Source organism: Streptococcus sp. Marseille-Q6379, assembly GCF_965119505.1.
Genome location: NZ_CBCPLV010000002.1, coordinates 694,790 through 713,876, shown reverse-complemented (window position 1 = coordinate 713,876; position 19,087 = coordinate 694,790). Strand labels below are relative to the sequence as shown.

Annotated in this window: 19 protein-coding genes; all 19 read left to right on the top strand. The window is 42.7% G+C overall.

All coding sequences use genetic code 11. The annotated features are described in order from the left end of the window. Positions 1-523: GH32 C-terminal domain-containing protein (locus tag ACWPVZ_RS09950; RefSeq protein WP_454381922.1), on the top strand; the 523-nt coding region annotated here is incomplete at its 5' end. 168 nt (positions 524-691) lie between these two features. Next, positions 692-3,040, top strand: coding sequence for a cation-translocating P-type ATPase (locus ACWPVZ_RS09945; RefSeq protein ID WP_175061463.1), 2,349 nt, complete (start codon positions 692-694; stop codon positions 3,038-3,040). A gap of 93 nt (positions 3,041-3,133) precedes the next feature. Continuing rightward, positions 3,134-3,484 carry a PBECR3 domain-containing polyvalent protein gene (locus ACWPVZ_RS09940; protein ID WP_195435453.1) on the top strand — a complete coding sequence of 117 codons (351 nt, stop codon included), beginning with the start codon at positions 3,134-3,136 and terminating at the stop codon, positions 3,482-3,484. A 591-nt stretch (positions 3,485-4,075) separates the two neighbouring features. Beyond that, positions 4,076-4,357 (top strand): chorismate mutase, encoded by a 282-nt coding sequence (locus ACWPVZ_RS09935; protein WP_070575524.1) that lies wholly within the window; start codon positions 4,076-4,078, stop codon positions 4,355-4,357. Positions 4,358-4,433: 76 nt separating this feature from the next. Beyond that, positions 4,434-5,789 (top strand): anthranilate synthase component I, encoded by a 1,356-nt coding sequence (gene trpE / locus ACWPVZ_RS09930; RefSeq protein ID WP_064520730.1) that lies wholly within the window; start codon positions 4,434-4,436, stop codon positions 5,787-5,789. Then, positions 5,786-6,352 (top strand): aminodeoxychorismate/anthranilate synthase component II, encoded by a 567-nt coding sequence (locus ACWPVZ_RS09925; protein WP_070437803.1) that lies wholly within the window; start codon positions 5,786-5,788, stop codon positions 6,350-6,352. The genes trpE and ACWPVZ_RS09925 overlap by 4 nt, the downstream gene beginning before the upstream one ends. A 90-nt stretch (positions 6,353-6,442) precedes the next feature. Beyond that, entirely contained in the window at positions 6,443-7,447 is a 1,005-nt protein-coding gene (gene trpD / locus ACWPVZ_RS09920) for an anthranilate phosphoribosyltransferase (RefSeq protein WP_070437799.1), read from the top strand. Then, positions 7,444-8,211: an indole-3-glycerol phosphate synthase TrpC gene (gene trpC / locus ACWPVZ_RS09915; protein WP_037599216.1), complete on the top strand. Its 768-nt coding sequence runs from the start codon at positions 7,444-7,446 to the stop codon at positions 8,209-8,211. Before trpD ends, trpC begins: the two co-directional genes overlap by 4 nt. Then, a complete protein-coding gene (locus ACWPVZ_RS09910; protein WP_070575519.1) occupies positions 8,198-8,779 on the top strand; it encodes a phosphoribosylanthranilate isomerase in 582 nt (193 codons plus the stop codon). The genes trpC and ACWPVZ_RS09910 overlap by 14 nt, the downstream gene beginning before the upstream one ends. After that, positions 8,776-9,984 carry a tryptophan synthase subunit beta gene (gene trpB, locus ACWPVZ_RS09905; protein WP_070575516.1) on the top strand — a complete coding sequence of 403 codons (1,209 nt, stop codon included), beginning with the start codon at positions 8,776-8,778 and terminating at the stop codon, positions 9,982-9,984. The genes ACWPVZ_RS09910 and trpB overlap by 4 nt, the downstream gene beginning before the upstream one ends. A 3-nt stretch (positions 9,985-9,987) precedes the next feature. Next, positions 9,988-10,770 carry a tryptophan synthase subunit alpha gene (gene trpA, locus ACWPVZ_RS09900; protein ID WP_148512902.1) on the top strand — a complete coding sequence of 261 codons (783 nt, stop codon included), beginning with the start codon at positions 9,988-9,990 and terminating at the stop codon, positions 10,768-10,770. Positions 10,771-11,496: 726 nt separating this feature from the next. After that, positions 11,497-11,928 carry a CopY/TcrY family copper transport repressor gene (locus ACWPVZ_RS09895; protein ID WP_148512903.1) on the top strand — a complete coding sequence of 144 codons (432 nt, stop codon included), beginning with the start codon at positions 11,497-11,499 and terminating at the stop codon, positions 11,926-11,928. 3 nt (positions 11,929-11,931) lie between these two features. Next, complete coding sequence (locus ACWPVZ_RS09890) at positions 11,932-14,160, top strand: heavy metal translocating P-type ATPase (protein ID WP_454381921.1); 2,229 nt, start codon at positions 11,932-11,934, stop codon at positions 14,158-14,160. A 73-nt stretch (positions 14,161-14,233) separates the two neighbouring features. Further along, a complete protein-coding gene (gene copZ / locus ACWPVZ_RS09885) occupies positions 14,234-14,437 on the top strand; it encodes a copper chaperone CopZ (protein ID WP_002891592.1) in 204 nt (67 codons plus the stop codon). A gap of 138 nt (positions 14,438-14,575) precedes the next feature. After that, a complete protein-coding gene (locus ACWPVZ_RS09880) occupies positions 14,576-15,622 on the top strand; it encodes a D-alanine--D-alanine ligase (protein ID WP_049528353.1) in 1,047 nt (348 codons plus the stop codon). Between the two features lie 437 nt (positions 15,623-16,059). Beyond that, positions 16,060-16,740 carry an amino acid ABC transporter permease gene (locus ACWPVZ_RS09875; RefSeq protein ID WP_454381920.1) on the top strand — a complete coding sequence of 227 codons (681 nt, stop codon included), beginning with the start codon at positions 16,060-16,062 and terminating at the stop codon, positions 16,738-16,740. Further along, positions 16,700-17,377: an amino acid ABC transporter permease gene (locus ACWPVZ_RS09870; RefSeq protein WP_002891585.1), complete on the top strand. Its 678-nt coding sequence runs from the start codon at positions 16,700-16,702 to the stop codon at positions 17,375-17,377. The genes ACWPVZ_RS09875 and ACWPVZ_RS09870 overlap by 41 nt, the downstream gene beginning before the upstream one ends. A gap of 1 nt (position 17,378) precedes the next feature. Beyond that, positions 17,379-18,137 (top strand): amino acid ABC transporter ATP-binding protein, encoded by a 759-nt coding sequence (locus ACWPVZ_RS09865; RefSeq protein WP_247922375.1) that lies wholly within the window; start codon positions 17,379-17,381, stop codon positions 18,135-18,137. A gap of 43 nt (positions 18,138-18,180) precedes the next feature. Then, entirely contained in the window at positions 18,181-19,035 is an 855-nt protein-coding gene (locus ACWPVZ_RS09860) for a cysteine ABC transporter substrate-binding protein (protein WP_155164764.1), read from the top strand. The last annotated feature ends 52 nt before the right edge of the window (positions 19,036-19,087 follow it).

The window sequence follows — 19,087 nt, the reverse complement described above, 5'->3', positions numbered from 1 at the left end:
TAAAAAAATTCTTGGAACAAGTTTCGCATGTTCATCTAAAAATGGTAAATTATATCAACGTCCGATTTCAGAGCTTCGAAATTATTTTGCTAATAAGGTGAATTATAATGGTGTTGTTAAAGGTGAGTCAGTTACAATTAAAGGGATCGAAGGTCGTCAAATCGATTTAGATATTAAATTATCAGGTGATAACTTTGAATCATTTGCCATAGACTTTGGTGTCTCTGATTCTACTTATACACGTTTCCTTTATAATAAAAAACAAGGAACACTTGAAGTGGATAGAACCTATTCAGGTCTGACTTCTGATTTAAATTGTCAGCGTAAAATGTTTGTTGGCTCCTCTGATGAACTTGAATTGCATTTTGTTCTTGATAAATTCTCCATTGAACTCTTTGTTAATGATGGGGAGAAGACAATGACAACTGAAATTCAAACACCCCTAGCTTCAAATGGTATTCGATTTAATAGTCTTGGCGAAGCAAAAGTTACTATTGAGAAGCATGACATTGTGATAGCTTAAGTAAAGGTTCCTAAGGTGAAATCTCCGTACCTTAGGTGCTAATTTAAAAGACTTTCTGAGTTAGGTACTCAGAAGTTTTTTTGTATACTTTGAAGAAAAACATAAATGAGTTATGGAGTGCTCAACTCTGACGGCTAACCTTTGAAAACACCTCATTTTTATGCTACTATGAAAGTTATGAAAAAACAGTTACAAGGCTTGACGCAGGTGGAGGTCAAGCGGCGGATAGATGCCGGTAAAACAAATCATTTTAAAGCAAAAACTGGCTCCAGCAATTGGGAGATTTTTAGGCGTAATGTCTTCAACTCCTTTAATGTGCTCAATTTTGCAATCTTTATGGCCTTGATTGCTGTTCAGGCTTGGTCTAATCTTTTTTTCTTTGGGATTATTGTGCTTAATGCCTTTACGGGGATGATGACGGAGTTGCGTGCCCGTCGCATGATTGATAAGCTCAATCTCATGAATAAGGATCAGATTCGTGTGGTGCGTGATGGACAGCTTGTTTCTATTGATCCTAAGGATATTGTCTTGGATGATGTCATGCTCTTGTCTGCGGGTGAACAGGTTCCTAGTGATGCCGTGGTTGTTGATGGGATAGCCGAGCTTAACGAGGCCATGCTGACTGGTGAGAGTGATCACATTCTAAAGAAAGATGGGAAGGAGTTGCTCTCTGGTTCTTATCTTGTGAGCGGTCAGGTCTATGCTAAGGTCATTAACGTAGCCGAGGACAATTACGCCAACAAGCTCATGCTAGAGGCCAAGACTCATAAGCCAATCGTGTCCCGTATTCTTTATAATATGGACAAGATTGCTAAGTTTACGGGAAAGATTGTCATACCGTTTGGGCTTGCGCTCTTTTTTGAGGCTTACTTGATTAAACAGCTCTCCCTTCAAGAGTCGGTAGTTACCAGTTCGACAGCCCTTCTGGGAATGTTACCTAAGGGAATTGCCCTTTTGACTATTACATCTCTTTTGACGGCTGTCATTAAACTTGGGATGAAACATATCCTGGTGCAAGAGATGTACTCTGTTGAAACCTTGGCCCGTGTAGACGTGCTTTGTTTAGATAAGACAGGGACGATTACACAAGGAAAGATGACAGTTAAAGGTCTGGAACTACTGTCAGAGCGTTTTACGAAAGAGGAGTTGGAGCGTTTGCTTGCGGCTTATATGCAACATAGCAAGGATAAAAATGCAACAGCTCAGGCTATTCGAAATGCTTATGAGGGTCTGGAACATCATTATCAGGTAGGTGATGTTATTCCATTTTCAAGCGATCGTAAATGGGGTGCTGTGAGCGTTAATGGGCTTGGAACTCTCTTTTTGGGAGCACCTGAGATGCTTCTTAAGGAAAATCCCAAAGCAGTTGATCAGGCTCAGGCACGAGGGTCTCGTGTTTTGATTTTGGCTTGGAGTCAGTCAGGTGTTGATACAGAGACCATGATTTTGCCGAATGACGTCGAGGCTTTGACTTTACTTGAAATTGCCGATCCTATTCGTGAGGATGCTGCAGAAACTCTGGAATACCTGCGTTCAGAAGATGTGACGCTTAAGATTATTTCTGGTGACAATCCAGTGACGGTTTCTCATATTGCTCATCAAGCTGGTTTTGCCGACTATCAAAGCTATATTGACTGTTCTAAGGTCAGCGATGAGGAGTTGGAGGCTTTGGCTGAGGATACTGCGATTTTTGGTCGTGTATCTCCGCACCAGAAAAAGTTGTTAATCCAAACCCTTAATGCCAATGGGCATACGACAGCTATGACTGGTGATGGTGTCAATGATATCTTGGCACTGCGTGAAGCGGATTGTTCGATTGTTATGGCAGAGGGAGATCCTGCAACACGTCAGATTGCCAACTTGGTGCTTATGGATTCTGAGTTTAAGGACATTCCTGAAATTCTATTTGAGGGACGCCGTGTGGTTAATAATATTGCCCACATTGCACCGATTTTCCTCATTAAAACTGTTTATTCCTTCCTTTTGGGGCTTATCTGTATTGCCAGTATTGTTTTTGGTAAGGCAGAGTACCTCTTGGTCTTCCCTTTTATTCAAGTTCAGATGACTTTGGCAGGTCAATTTATCGAAGGTTTTCCACCGTTTATTTTAACCTTCGAACGTAATATTCGTCCTGTTGAGAAACATTTCCTCAGACGTTCGCTCCAGTTGTCTATTCCTAATGCCTTGATGCTGGTTATCAGTGTTCTTATTTTCCATCTCTCTCAGGTCTATCTTGGCATGAGCAATACGGACATGCTGACGCTGTCTTACTATATGATGGGATCAACGGGTGTCCTTGCCGTTATTCGTGCTTGTATCCCGTTGAATAAGGGGCGTGTGGCCTTGATTATTTACTCAGTCTTTGGCTTCTTGATTAGCTCTTACTATCTTCGAGATGTGATTGAGATTTCGACACTTAATAGCTATACCTTGCCAATCTATCTGGTAGCAATGGCTATCTGTACACCGCTTTTCTTCTGGATTAGCTACAAACAAGGTGCTTTCCAAAAAGCATAAGTCAAAACTCGAGCTTGATAACAGGCTTGAGTTTTTTGATACCTAAACAGTAGGAAAAGCCTTGATATACATGAGGTGTGGTACAATAGAGGCATGAAAACAGTAGGGTACTTGACACCAAAAGTTATTAAAGCTTTTGATTTGGATTACAAGCCTGGTGAAGAAATCACGCTGTCTACACAACGTAAGAAGCATATGGAAAAACATCGCCAGGAATTCAGTGATTTTGATGCCACCTATGAACGTATTCCAGAGATTATTGCTCATCCGGACTATATCGGTCGCCATCCTAATGGCCAGTCCTTGGAATACATCAAACGTATTGATGGTAATGTTTTGGTAGCGGTCAGATTATGTGATAAACTTAATGTCCGTACCATGTTTGTGATTAAAGATTCTAAGCTGAAAAACTATCTAAATGCTGGTAGAGCTAAGAAAATGTGATATAATATAATTAAGAAGTAACAACGAGGGCGGAAGAGGCAGCCGCCGCACCTTCGGGTCTGAAAGAGATGCAGGACTGTCACCCTGCCGTTGTTTATCAAACCAAGAAGTCCCTTTGGGGGCTTTTTTATTTTGTGTAGCTTAGGGACAAGACTATCTCACTTTCTGGATTAGGTTTAGACAAATCTTATAGGAGGGGAATTGTCAAAATTAACAGAAAATTCTTGACATCTTTTTAAAAAGGAGTACAATAGTTAGTAAATCAGAAAGTAACTGGTCTTAGATTTTCAGGGAGCCTGCGGTGATTGTGAGTAGGTAATCGAGATGAGCGAACATTGGGCTGATTGGATGATAATGAGAAGGTAACACATATTCTTCTCGGTTGGCACCCCTTACCGTGCAACTCCTTGTTAGAGGAGATAGAGATGATGGTCGTTTTTTGAGACCATTAACTGAGGTGGTACCGTGTTAAACTAGATTTAATGCCCTCACAGAGTTTTTCTCTGTGAGGTTTTTTGTTTACTTTTATCTTTAAAGGTCTATTTACCTTAAAGGAGTATTATTTCATTATTCAATGAAAGGTTGGGTATTATGGATGCATTAAACGATATTCGAAGTGATATTGATAATATTGATAGTCAGTTAATTCGACTCCTGGCCCAACGTCAAATACTTGTGGAAAAGGCAGGACGGCTGAAGCCCAAAGGAGATAAGTCCGCAGTCCGGGCGAATGATCGTGTTGCTCAAGTCATAGCTAACCGTCGCAAGGAGGCACTAGAGCTTGGCTTATCGCCAGATGTGGCTGAAAGTGTTTGGAGAAGCATGATTAAAGCCTTTATTGCTTTGGAAGAGAAAGTGAATAAAGAACAATAATGGTGCCGATACATCCTATAAAGGAGTCTTGTATCAGTCTTATTACTCTCGATAAACCAGTTTGAAAGGAAATACTATGAGAAAAATTTTACCAGCCGATACCTTAACACCAATCTTGGCTTATATGCGTGTTCAGGGGGAACATAAGGTTATCCTTGAATCCATTCCTCGTGAGAAGGAAAATGCACGTTTTTCTATTGTTGCCTACAATCCGGTCTTTGAAGTAACCTTCAAGGATGGTGTTCTTTATGAAAATGGTAAGGCGATTGATCAGGATCCTTTCGAATACTTGGACCAAGTAACAGTCAAGGGCATCAAGTCTGACCTACCTTTCGCAGGTGGTGCTATCGGGTTTGCAGGTTATGACATGATTGGTCTCTATGAAAATATCGGTGAGATTCCTGAAGATACGATTGGAACACCTGATATGCATTTCTTCATCTACGAGTCTTATTTAATTTTTGACCACAAGAAGGAAAAGGTTTATGTGGTTGAGGACAATATCTACTCTGGTCGTGACAACGATGCGGTGCGTCAGGCTCTTGGTCAGGTGGTAACGGACCTCCAGACTCAGGCGCCAAACGAGTTTACACCTCAAGCCTTACAAGCCTTGCAATTTTCAAATCATATCGAAAAAGAGGTCTTCATGGATATGGTAGCTAAGGCTAAGAAATTCATTCGTGAGGGAGATATGTTCCAATGCGTGCTTAGCCAACGCTTTTCAGCGGACTTTGAGGGGGATCCTTTGGATTACTACCGTAACTTGCGCGTGACCAACCCATCAAACTACCTTTATTTCTATGATTTTGGAGATTATCAGGTGATTGGTGCTAGCCCAGAGAGCTTGGTTTCAGTGAAAAATGGAGAGGTGGTCACCAATCCGATTGCTGGAACCCGCCCTCGTGGTGCCAATGAGGCTGAAGATGCTGCCTTGGCGGATGAACTCTCACATGATGTTAAAGAAACTGCGGAACACCGTATGTTGGTTGACTTGGGACGTAATGATATTGGTAAGATTGCTAAAAATGGTACGGTCAAGGTGACTAAGTATATGGAGGTTGAGTATTTCCGCTATGTGATGCACCTTACCAGTGTGGTTAAAGGGCAACTCTTGCCTGAGTTGACAGCCCTTGATGCTCTAAAATCAACTCTACCAGCTGGAACCGTGTCAGGAGCACCTAAGATTCGTGCCATGCGTCGTATCTATGAGCTTGAACAGGAAAAACGTGGTATTTATGCGGGAGCTATTGGTTATCTGTCTGCGACAGGAGATATGGACTTTGCCATTGCTATCCGTACTATGATTCTCAAAAATCAAAAAGCCTATGTTCAGGCAGGTGCAGGTGTTGTCTATGACAGTGTTCCTGAAAATGAATTTTACGAAACGATTAACAAGGCGAAAGCTATGACAAGAATAGGAGATGCCCAATGATTTTATTAGTTGATAACTATGATTCTTTTACCTATAATTTGGCACAATACCTAGGGACATTTACAGAGGTAAAGGTCTTACGTAACGATGATGAGACTCTCTATGAAGAGGCGGAAAATGCTGATGGGCTAGTCTTTTCACCAGGTCCAGGTTGGCCAGCTGATGCGGGTAAAATGGAAGCCTTGATTAAGGATTTCGCTGGTAAAAAACCGATGATGGGAATTTGCTTGGGGCACCAGGCTATTGCGGAAACTTTTGGTGGTAAACTTGGCTTGGCTAAGAATGTCATGCATGGCAAACAAAGCAATATTACTTTTGAAACGCCATCGCCAATTTTCAAGGATATCGACAATGATGTTCCTATTATGCGTTACCATTCCATCGTTGTTGACCAAATGCCAGAGGGCTTTGATGTGACAGCTATCACAACTGATGATCAAGAAATCATGGCCATTCAACATAAGGAACTACCAATTTATGGTTTGCAATATCACCCTGAGAGCATCGGTAGTCCAGATGGGCTCAAGATGGTTGAAAATTTTGTAAAAATCGTTGCAGGCTAGTCGGACAGTCTTTTGACTAGATTGGTCTACGCTCAAAACATCTCCTCGTGCATCAGAAAACATTGAACCGTTTTTAAAAGGAAAACAGATATGAAAGAAATATTCCTACAAATCTCAAACCGACAAGACTTGTCTCAAGACCAAGTCCAAGCAGTCTTTGACCGCATTCTCAAAAATGAAGTCTCAGAAAGCCAAATCGCTGCCTTCCTTATGGGGCTCAAAACTAAAGGAGAAACAGCAGATGAAATCACAGGTATTGTGCGTGCCCTCAAATCACATGCGACGGTCTTGCCTGAGACCTTCACAGATGCTATGTGTAACTGTGGAACTGGTGGGGACCAGTCTTATAGCTTTAACATTTCAACAACGGTTTGCTTTGTCTTAGCAGCAGGTGGTATTCGTATGGCCAAGGCTGGTAACCGTTCGATTTCCTCTAAATCTGGTTCGGCAGATGTCCTTGAAGCCCTTGGAATCAACGTTGCGGCATCACCAGAAACCCTATCTAAAGCACTTGATGAGGTTGGTTTGGCCTTTATCTTTGCCCAAACCATGCACCCAGCCATGCGTTTTATCGGTCCAGCTCGCCAAGCTCTTGGGATTCCAACGATTATGAACTTGGTCGGACCACTGGCTAATCCGCTTGACCTTGAGACACAACTTATGGGCCTCTACCGTGTGGAATTGCAACAGATTGTTGCTAATGCGATCCAACAGTTGGGACGTAAACGTGCGGTTATTATCACAGGTCCTGACAATATGGACGAAGCTGCTCTTTATGGCACTAACACCTACACTCTTTTGGAAGATGGCCACATCAGCCAACACACTTTCACTTATGAAGATTTGGGTATGGAAAAGGTTGAGTTGTCTGATATCACAGGTGGCGATGCCAAGGAAAATGCAGAGATTCTCCTTAGTGTCTTGAAAAATGAAGCTAGTCCTTATCTTGAAACAACAGTGCTTAATGCTGGTCTTGGCTTCTTTGCCAATGGTAAGGTTGCGACCATTAAAGAAGGTGTTGAGCTTGCTCGCCAATTGATTGCGGACGGATCAGCCCTAGAGAAACTTCACCAACTCCAAGAGGTACAAGTATGAGTAAAGCCTTTCTCCCAACAATCTTAGAACAAAAAGAAAAAGAAGTGGCTCAGTTGGTCATGGAAGACTTGCAGCCCTTGCGCCAGACCTATCGTCTTTATGAGTTTCTCAAGTCAAATCAAAACAAGCTGCAAATTATTTCTGAAGTGAAAAAAGCTAGTCCAAGTATGGGTGATATTAACCTGGATGTGGATATTGTGGCTCAAGCCAAGACCTATGAGGAAAATGGGGCAGCCATGATTTCTGTTTTGACGGACGAGGTTTTCTTCAAGGGTGATATTTCCTATTTGAAAGAAATTTCGTCAGAGGTGGCTATTCCAACCTTGGCTAAGGACTTCATTATTGATGAGAAACAGATTGTGCGTAGCCGTAATGCGGGAGCGACAGTCATTCTCTTGATTGTAGCGGCCTTGCCAGAGGCTCGTCTCAAGGAGCTCTATGATTTTGCGACTAGCCTTGGCTTGGAAGTCTTGGTTGAAACGCATAATCTACCAGAATTGGAAGTGGCTCACCGTATTGGTGCCGAAATCATCGGCGTTAACAACCGTAATTTGGTCACTTTTGGGACAGATATCAATACCAGTCTTGAGTTATCAACGCATTTCAAGGACAAGCCTGTTTATATTTCTGAGTCAGCTATTTTCACAGGTCAGGATGCTGCCTTAGTTGCCCCATATTTTAATGGGATTTTGGTAGGAACTGCCCTTATGACGGCTGACAATGTGGCTGAAAAGGTCAAGGAGTTGCAAATTGACAAAGGTTAAAATTTGTGGACTGTCGACACCAGAAGCAGTAGCAACTGCAGTTGAAGCAGGTGCTGACTACATTGGCTTTGTGTTCGCCAAAAGCAAGCGTCAAGTGAGTCTTGAACAAGCTCACGAGCTAGCTAAAGGAGTGACAGGCCAGACAAAAATTGTCGGTGTCTTTGTTTCACCAAGTCTTGAAGAACTGGAAGAAGCGATTAGTCAGGTTCCCTTAGATATCGTTCAGATTCATGGAACTTTTGATGAAGCTCTGATTTCAAAGATATCAGTACCAGTTATTAGAGCTATTCAGATTTCGGATAGTGAGTCTCAAGTCAAGAGCCAGGCGGATTATCTTCTTTTTGATGCTCCTATTGCCGGCAGTGGTCAGACCTTTGACTGGCAACTCTTGGCGGACAAGCAGATTGAACAGGACTATTTCATCGCTGGTGGTTTGACTGTGGACAATGTGGCAGAGGCCAAGGAAACTTTCCAGCCCTATGCCTTAGATGTGTCCTCAGGTGTCGAGACAGATGGTCACAAAGATTTAGATAAGATTAAAGCATTTATAGAAAGAGTGAAAGCATGACATATCAACAACCTGATGCAAAAGGATTTTACGGAAAATTCGGTGGTCAGTTCGTTCCTGAAACGCTGATGACAGCCGTTATTGAATTGGACAAGGCCTATCGTGAGGCCAAGGAAGATCCAAGTTTCCAAGCGGAATTGGATGATCTCCTCAAAAACTATGTGGGACGTGAGACGCCTCTTTACCACGCCAAACGTTTGACTGATCATATTGGTGGAGCGCAAATTTATCTTAAACGTGAGGACCTTAACCACACAGGTGCCCACAAGATTAACAATGCCCTTGGTCAAGTCTTGCTTGCCAAACGTATGGGCAAGAAGAAAATCATTGCCGAAACTGGTGCAGGTCAACACGGTGTTGCAACAGCGACAGCCGCAGCCCTATTCGACATGGACTGTACGATCTATATGGGTGAGGAAGATGTTAAACGTCAGGCGCTTAACGTTTTCCGTATGGAGTTGCTTGGTGCCAAGGTATTTAGCGTTACAGATGGTTCGCGCGTGCTTAAGGACGCTGTAAATGCTGCCCTCCGTGCTTGGGTAGCAGGTATCGAGGATACTCACTACATCATGGGATCTGCCCTTGGTCCTGCACCATTCCCAGAAATTGTCCGTGACTTCCAATCTGTCATCGGTCGTGAAGCCAAACGTCAATACGCAGAGATTTCTGGTGGTAAATTACCTGATGCCGTCATGGCTTGTATCGGTGGTGGTTCAAATGCTATCGGTATGTTCTACCCATTTGTTAATGATAAATCAGTAGCTATGTATGGTGCTGAGGCTTCTGGTTTGGGGCTTGATACTGAAAAACATGCCGCAACCTTTGCCAAAGGCCGTCCAGGTATCCTTCATGGAGCGCTTATGGATGTCCTCCAAGATGCTCATGGACAAATCATGGAAGCCTTCTCTATCTCAGCTGGTCTGGACTATCCAGGGGTTGGTCCTGAGCACTGTTATTTCAACGAAATTGGACGTGCGACTTACGATTCTATCACAGATGAAGAAGCGCTAGAAGGTTTCAAACTTCTGTCACGTTTAGAAGGTATTATCCCAGCTCTTGAGTCTAGCCATGCCATTGCCCTTGCGCAAAAAGTGGCAGCTAAGATGTCGCCAGACCAAAGCCTTATCGTCTGCCTCTCAGGTCGTGGGGACAAGGACGTTATGCAGGTTAAAGAACGTTTCGAAGCTGAAACAGAAGGGAAATAAACCATGACAAAAACACTAACAAAACACCTACAAGCTATCAAAGACAGTAAACGCGGTATTTTCGTGCCTTATATCATGGCGGGTGACCACGCTAAAGGCCTAGACGGACTCTTTGAGACTATCGCTCTCTTGGAAAATAGTGGTGTCTCAGCTATTGAGGTGGGTATTCCATGGTCAGACCCAGTGGCTGACGGTCCCGTTATTGAACTTGCAGGACAACGTAGTTTGGCTAAAGATGTGACTTTGACAGCTATTATCAATAAGCTTCAAGAACAAAAAACACAGGTGCCTTTGGTTATCATGACCTACATCAACCCAGTTTATCAATATGGTATTGAAGCCTTTGTTAGGGACCTAGCTGAGACATCTGTTAAGGGACTTATTATTCCTGACTTGCCAGATGAACACGCTGACTTTATCACTCCTTATTTGAAAGACAGTGATATTGCTCTCGTACCTCTGGTGAGCTTGACTACAGGACTTGACCGTCAGAAGCAGTTGATTGATGGTGCAGAAGGCTTTATCTATGCCGTTGCCATCAATGGTGTTACAGGTAAGATTGGTAATTACCGTGATGACCTTGACAAACACTTGGCGAACTTGACTGCCCATGCAGACATTCCAGTTCTCACAGGTTTTGGTGTGTCAACTGAAGACGATATCAAACGCTTTAACGCTGTATCAGACGGTGTTATCGTAGGATCAAAAATCGTCCGTGACCTCCACGACGGTAAGGAAAAAGAAGTCGCTGAATTTGTTACATTCGGTTCACATTTTGAAAAATAGAAGACGATGCTCTCCAGAAATGGGGAGTGTTTTTTCATCAAAATCATTCTTTAGGATATTTTGATTTTCTTAGTTTCCAGTATTATACTATGGGTGAATAGTGGCAATTACATTTATCTCTTGTTCTTATTTTCATCTCACTTATAGAAAGAAGGTAGACAAATGAGAGTATCATTAAGGGTAATACTAGGGGTCTGTTTCTTAATAGGAGCATTACTATTTTTCTATCGTGGAGAGAATCACTATGCACTGATTTTCTTGTGGTTGGTGCCTTGTACCTCTATAAGGGTTTAAGCTGAGGGTTAAATCTCGTATTGAATGAACAAGCCTGTTTAGTGACATCTATGTCACTATTTTTTTCTTTTTGGAAGCTATAGAATGATTTTATAACTAAAAAGAAAGGAAGAGAAGGCATTACAGAACATGATTGATCATATTTTGTCATTCTTTGTATCAAATAAGAAAGCTCTAGCAATACTCTTTATGATTATTTGTTTGGCTTTTATTTGCCCTGGCATGTTTAAATTTTTGTATGTTGAAGGCAGGGATTTTGGCCGTAGCCTTGTTAACTCAATCTTATCTTAGTAAAGTGAGGCACCTCTTAGGAGGTGTTTGTTTTTTTAAATAAATCTACAAATGTAGACAAAACTCTTGACATATCCCTGTGGCAGCGTTAAAATAAATCTACAAACGTAAACAAATGATAACATTCAGAAAGGAACTATCATGCTGACAATTTCATCTGCGGAATGGGAAGTCATGCGAGTGCTCTGGGCTAAGGGGCAGGCGACTTCTTCAGAGATTATAGCGATTCTATCTAAGAAGCTAGACTGGTCGGCTTCGACAGTAAAGACCTTGATTGGACGTTTGGCGGACAAGGGGTACCTAACTAGTCAGCGTCAAGGACGAGGGTTTACCTATCAAGCTAGCTTGGGGGAAGATGAGGCGAATTTTCAGGCTTTAGAAGCTGTTTTTGACAAGATTTGTTTGACCAAACATAGCGATTTGTTAGGTCAACTCATGGCAAAGACGCCGATGACCCAAGCCGATGTGGATAAGTTACAGGCCTTACTTGCAGCAAAAGAACCTGTGGATCAGGTGGTTTGTGACTGTGTGCCTGGTCAATGTGCTTGTGGACATCATATGGAGGTGATATAGGAAATGGCAAAAGAAACCTTTGTGGTTAATGGGATGACCTGTGCATCCTGTGTAGCCAATGTAGAAAATGCTGTTAATAAGTTGGATGGTGTGGACAAGGCTGTGGTTAATCTGACCACGGAAAAAATGTCTGTGGATTATGCTGGGGATAAAGTTAGTCCAGAAGCTATTGAAAAGGCCGTGGCTGATGCCGGTTATGAAGCTGAAGTTTACAATCCAGACACAGCCAAAAGCCAGGAAGAGCGTGAAGAAGACAAGATTCACAAGGTACGTGAGCGCCTCATTTGGTCATCTGTCTTCACCATTCCTCTCTTTTATCTTGCTATGGGCCCAATGGTCGGTCTACCTGTGCCAAACTTCTTGTCTCCTCACCATGCAGCCTTGACTTATGCCTTGGTGCTGCTAGTTTTGACAGTTCCAGTCATGTGGTTGGGTCGTTCCTTCTATAATAATGGTTTTCGTACCTTGGCCAAGGGTCATCCTAACATGGATGCCTTGGTAGCCTTGGCAACATCGGCAGCCTTTCTTTATAGTCTCTATGGTACTTACCATATTTCATTGGGGCATGCCCATCACGCCCACCAACTTTATTTTGAGTCAGTGGCTGTTATTTTGACCTTGATTACTCTAGGAAAATACTTTGAAACCCTGTCTAAAGGTCGAACTTCAGAAGCTATCAAGAAACTCATGCACTTGTCAGCCAAGGAGGCAACCGTCCTTCGGGATGGTAAGGAAGTCAAGCTTCCTGTGGATGAGGTTGTTCTTGGTGACCATATTGTGGTCAAACCTGGGGAAAAGATAGCCGTGGATGGTCAGGTGATTTCTGGTAGCTCCGCGATTGATGAGAGCATGCTTACAGGGGAGTCACTCCCTATTGAAAAATCCGCTGGTAAGCCAGTGTTTGCAGGTTCTATTAATGGTCAAGGTAGTCTGATTTATGAGGCTGAAAAGATTGGTAAGGACACCTTGCTTTCCCAAATCATTAAATTGGTTGAGGATGCCCAACAAACCAAGGCACCGATTGCCAAGATTGCCAATCAAGTGTCAGCGGTCTTTGTTCCTGTTGTCATGGCTATCGCACTTGTTTCAGGTCTCTTTTGGTACTTTGTCATGGGACAAACCTTTACCTTCGCTATGACAGTAGCAGTTAGCGTCTTGGTTATTGCTTGTCCATGTGCTTTGGGTCTTGCGACACCGACAGCTATCATGGTTGGTACAGGCCTTGGTGCCGAACACGGTATTCTCTATAAGCGTGGGGATGTGCTTGAACTAGCTCACAAGGCTGATGTCCTCGTTTTTGACAAGACAGGAACTATTACTCAGGGTAAACCTCAGTTGGTTTCTAGCTATACCTATGGCAATAGTCGAGCAACCTTACAGCTTTTGGCATCCTTGGAAGCTAAGTCTGAACACCCCTTAGGTCAAGCAATCCTTGTGGCAGCAGAAAATGCTAACTTGGACTTGTTAGAGATGGACAATTTCTCAAGTTTGACTGGACGAGGTCTTACTGCCAGCTATGCAGGTAAAACTTATCTAGCTGGGAATCAAAACCTTATGGCTGAGGAAAAAGTCGACTTGACTTCAGCACAAGCTGATTTCCAACACTTGACGGCTGATGGTCAAACCCCTATTTTCCTGGCTGAAGATGGTAAGTTAATCGGACTCTTTGGTGTAGCTGATCAGGTTAAAGAAGACAGTGCAGATATGGTGGCGGCTCTTCATCAAATGGGCAAGGAAGTCATCATGTTGACTGGGGATAATGACCAAACAGCTCAAGCTATCGCTCAAAAGGTTGGCATCAAACGCGTTATCAGTCAAGTGCTTCCGCAAGAGAAATCTAGGGTGATTAGCGACCTTCAGGCAGAAGGGAAATCAGTCATCATGGTTGGTGATGGTATCAATGATGCCCCAGCCCTTGCGACTGCCGATATCGGTATTGCCATGGGATCAGGGACAGATATTGCTATGGAAAGTGCCGATATGGTCCTTATGAAACCCAACCTCATGGATGTCGTTAAGGCTCTGAAAATTAGTCAGGCGACTATCACAACGATAAAAGAGAACCTCTTTTGGGCCTTTATCTACAATATCTTGTCTATCCCAGTAGCTATGGGTGTCCTCCACCTCTTTGGAGGTCCCCTTCTTGACCCAATGATAGCAGGACTTGCCATGAGCTTTAGCTCTGTTTCGGTCGTCCTTAATGCTCTGCGCCTCAAACGTCGCAAAGTCTAAGCATTGATTGATTGTGACCTCTGCGACTTAAGCTGTGTACTAAAAAATAATTAAAGAAAAGGAAGAAAGAAAAATGACAAAAACATATAACATCACAGGAATGAAATGCCAAGGCTGTGTTAACACCGTTACTGAAAAACTCTCCGCTGTCAAAGGTGTAGACAAGGTTCAAGTTGACCTCGAAAACAAACAAGTTACTATCGAAGGGAAACCTTGGAAATGGTCTCTCAAACGTGCCCTTAAAGGTACTAAGTTTGAACTTGGTGACGAAATTTAAGACAGGAATGAAACAGCTATTAGGCTGTTTTTTTCTGCCTATAATCTTTTTGAAAATCCCTTCCTTTTGTGATATGATTAAGGTAATTATGTTCTCAAAACTGAGACTAGAAAATCAAGAAAAGAAAACGGTATACCTATGTCTAAACAAACCCTTATCCTTCTCTACGGTGGACGTTCAGCAGAACGTGAAGTGTCTGTGCTCTCAGCTGAGAGTGTTATGCGTGCGGTGGATTACAGCGCATTTGAGGTTAAAACCTACTTTATCACTCAGTCTGGTGATTTCATCAAAACACAAGAATTTACAGAAACACCAAGTGATGATGAGAAGCTCATGACTAATGACACAGTTGTGGCTAGTCAGGCTATCAAACCAAGCGATATTTATGAGGAAGGCGCTGTGGTATTCCCTGTGCTCCATGGACCTATGGGTGAGGATGGATCTATCCAAGGTTTCCTCGAAACCCTCAAGTTGCCATACGTGGGTACTAATGTCTTGTCATCAAGTGTGGCTATGGACAAGATTATGACCAAGCATATTCTTGAAGTTGCAGGTGTCCCTCAGGTTGCCTACACAGTCTACATCGAGGGTGAAGATTTGGAAGCAGCAGTAGCAGAGACGCTTGAAAAATTGACCTTCCCAGTTTTCGTAAAACCTGCTAACATGGGGTCATCTGTTGGGATTTCTAAAGCTGAAAATGAAGCAGAGCTTCGTGCAGCGATTGATTTGGCTCTCAAATATGATAGCCGTATCTTGATTGAGCAAGGTGTGGTTGCCCGTGAAATCGAAGTTGGTATCCTTGGAAATACGACTGTCAAGACGACTGATCCAGGTGAAGTGGTCAAAGACGTGGCTTTCTATGATTACCAAGCCAAGTACATTGACAATAAAATCACCATGGATATTCCAGCTCACGTGCCTGCTGAAGTCATGACGCAAATGCGTGTCTATGCGGCCAAGGCCTTTCGTGCCCTTGGTGGTTGTGGCCTTGCCCGCTGTGATTTCTTCTTGACTGAGGATGGAGCCATTTATCTTAATGAGCTAAATACAATGCCAGGTTTCACCCAATGGTCAATGTACCCACTACTTTGGGAAAATATGGGACTTTCATACTCAGACCTTATCAAGGAATTGGTAGCCTTGGGACAAGAAATGTTCGAAAAACGTGAAAGCCATTTGATTTAAGCACTATGATTTAGAAGACAGACATCTTAGTCTTGGAGAAATCTCTGAGACTGAGGTGTTTTTTTTCTTTACAGAAATCTAGATTTTATTTATATCTTTTCTTTATCACGCTGATAAAAAATACATATTATCCAAATAATCTAACAGGTGGTAGAATAAATCTAACGTTTCAAATGAAATAGAGCAATTCATTCGTGTTTGATGAAGATTTGCGTATCGCAATGATTATCAGAGGCGAGTGAAGTCAAAGGGCTAGAAGTAGATGGCAGTGAGTGCTTACGGAATTTTCTACGCCCTTTGTATCTTGTAGAATTGAACACAGGCTAAATTCCTAGAGCAAAAGATAAACTTCCTAGTGTGCCCGCACACGCCGTCAGTTCCCTATTTGCTTACGGAATTCTATACGCCTTTTGTATCTTGTTTTGAGGAGGTAAGTTTTGGACTGGTCCATTGTTCAACAGTATTTGCCCTTTTATCAGAAGGCATTCTTTTTAACCTTACATATTGCCGTTCTGGGGATTTTTGGTTCCTTCCTTTTGGGCTTGGTGGTGAGTGTTATTCGTCATTATCGAGTGCCGGTTTTGAGTCAGCTTTCGACGGCTTATATTGAGCTATCTCGTAATACGCCGCTCTTGATTCAGCTCTTCTTTCTCTACTTTGGCTTGCCTCGTATAGGTTTGGTTCTATCCTCAGAGGCTTGTGCTGTGGTAGGTTTGATTTTCTTGGGTGGTTCCTATATGGCGGAGTCCTTCCGAAGTGGTCTAGAGGCTGTTAGTCAGACCCAACATGAAGTGGGCTTGTCTATTGGTTTGACGCCACTCCAAGTCTTTCGTTATGTGGTCCTTCCTCAGGCAGTGGCTGTGGCGCTTCCGTCATTTAGTGCCAACGTCATTTTCCTTATTAAGGAAACGTCAGTATTCTCAGCGGTAGCCTTGGCGGATTTGATGTATGTAGCCAAAGATTTGATAGGTCTTTACTACGAAACCGATGTGGCTCTAGGCATGTTGGTGGTGGCTTATCTCTTGATGTTGCTGCCAATTTCTCTAGTCTTTAGTTGGATTGAAAGGAGGTTACGCTATGCAGGATTCGGGCTTTCAGGTTCTTCTTCAGGGGAATAATTTCCTACGTATCTTACAAGGTTTAGGCGTAACTATTGGAATTTCCATCGTTTCGGTGCTTCTGTCTCTTTTACTAGGAACACTTTTTGGAATTGTCATGACTTCGAAATCTAAGATTGTACGTTTTTTGTCACGTATTTATCTGGAATTTATTCGTATCATGCCCCAGTTAGTCTTGCTCTTTATTGTTTATTTTGGTCTGGCTAGGAATTTTAACATCAATATCTCAGGCGAGCTATCGGCTATTATCGTCTTTACCCTTTGGGGAACGGCTGAGATGGGTGATTTGGTGCGTGGGTCAATCACGTCACTACCTAGACACCAGTTTGAGAGCGGTAGGGCCCTTGGCTTGACCAATGGCCAACTCTATACCTATGTGATTATCCCACAAGTCTTGCGTCGCTTGTTGCCTCAGGCTATTAACCTGGTGACACGTATGATTAAGACCACATCCTTGGTGGTTTTGATTGGCGTAGTAGAGGTGACCAAGGTTGGTCAGCAGATTATTGATAGTAACCGCCTGACTATTCCAACAGCTTCTTTCTGGATTTATGGCACGATTTTGATTCTTTATTTTGCCATTTGTTACCCAGTATCTAAGCTGTCTACTTATCTTGAAAATCGTTGGAGGAATTAAGATGACAGAAAGCATTTTACAAATCAAGGATTTGAAAAAGTCCTTTGGGGACAATGAGATTCTCAAAGGCATCTCCTTGGATGTTAAACAAGGTGAAGTCGTTGTTATCCTGGGTTCCTCAGGTTGTGGAAAATCGACCCTACTACGTTGTATCAATGGCTTGGAGACTATTCAAGGAGGGGATATTCTCCTGGATGGCAAGTCTATCACTGGTAGCAAGAAGGATTTTCACCTGATTCGTCAGAAAATCGGAATGGTCTTTCAAAGTTATGACCTCTTCCCGCATTTGGACATCCTGCAAAATCTGATTTTGGGGCCGGTCAAAGCTCAAGGGCGTAACAAGGAAGAAGTCATTGCGGAGGCTGAGAACCTCTTGGACCGTGTGGGACTTCTGGATAAGAAGCATAGCTTCGCACGACAACTGTCAGGTGGTCAAAAGCAACGTGTAGCCATTGTCCGTTCACTGCTCATGCATCCTGAAGTTATTCTCTTCGACGAAGTGACGGCGTCGCTTGACCCTGAGATGGTTCGTGAAGTTTTGGAATTAATCAATGACCTCGCTCAAGAAGGGCGTACCATGTTGATTGTAACCCATGAGCTTCAGTTTGCGCGTGCCATCGCTGACCGTATTATCTTTATGGATAAGGGTGTCATCGCTGAGGAAGGGACTGCTGAAGAATTCTTCAATCATCCAAAGACACAGCGAGCTCAAGAGTTCCTCAATGTCTTTGACTTCAGCCAGTTTGGTGCCTATTTGTAACCCATTGTTTTTAGTAAAAAATATAATATTTTAGGAGATATTTATGAAATTAACAAAGAAAATTTTTGCCCTATTAGCCCTCGTCTTTGCCTTGGTGGCAGTGACTGCTTGCTCAAGTAACAGTAGCTCTGGTAAATCAACAGCCAAAGCACGTACTATTGAAGAAATTAAGAAGAGTGGTGAACTCCGTATCGCCGTTTTTGCGGACAAGAAACCTTTCGGTTATGTAGATAACAAGGGTGTTTACCAAGGTTACGATATTGAACTTGGTAACCGTTTGGCTAAAGACTTGGGTGTTAAACCCAAATACGTCTCAGTAGATGCGGCCAACCGTGCAGAATTCTTGATTTCAAACAAGGTAGATATTACGCTTGCCAATTTCACAGTAACTGATGAACGTAAGAAACAAGTGGACTTCGCTCTTCCTTATATGAAAGTCTCAATCGGTGTGGTATCACCTAAAGACAAGGTCATTAAGGACGTTAAAGAGCTTGAAGGTAAGACTTTGATTGTTACTAAGGGGACAACTGCTGAAACTTACTTTGAAAAGAACTACCCAAATATCAAATTGCAAAAGTATGACCAATATAGCGACGCTTACCAAGCCCTCCTTGATGGTCGTGGCGATGCCTTCTCAACAGATAATACAGAAGTTCTTGCTTGGGCTCTAGAAAATAAAGGTTACGAAGTTGGAATCACATCGCTTGGTAACCCAGATACTATTGCCCCAGCCGTTCAAAAAGGTAACAAAGAACTCCTTGACTTTATCAATAAAGACATTAAGAAACTTGGCGAAGAGAATTTCTTCCACAAAGATTATGAAAAAACACTTCACCCAACTTACGGTGATGCAGCTAAAGCTGATGATCTCGTGGTTGAAGGTGGCGAAGTGAAATAAGACTAATTCCTCTCTAAGGGGAAGTCTTGCTTAACAAGAATAAAACAACCAC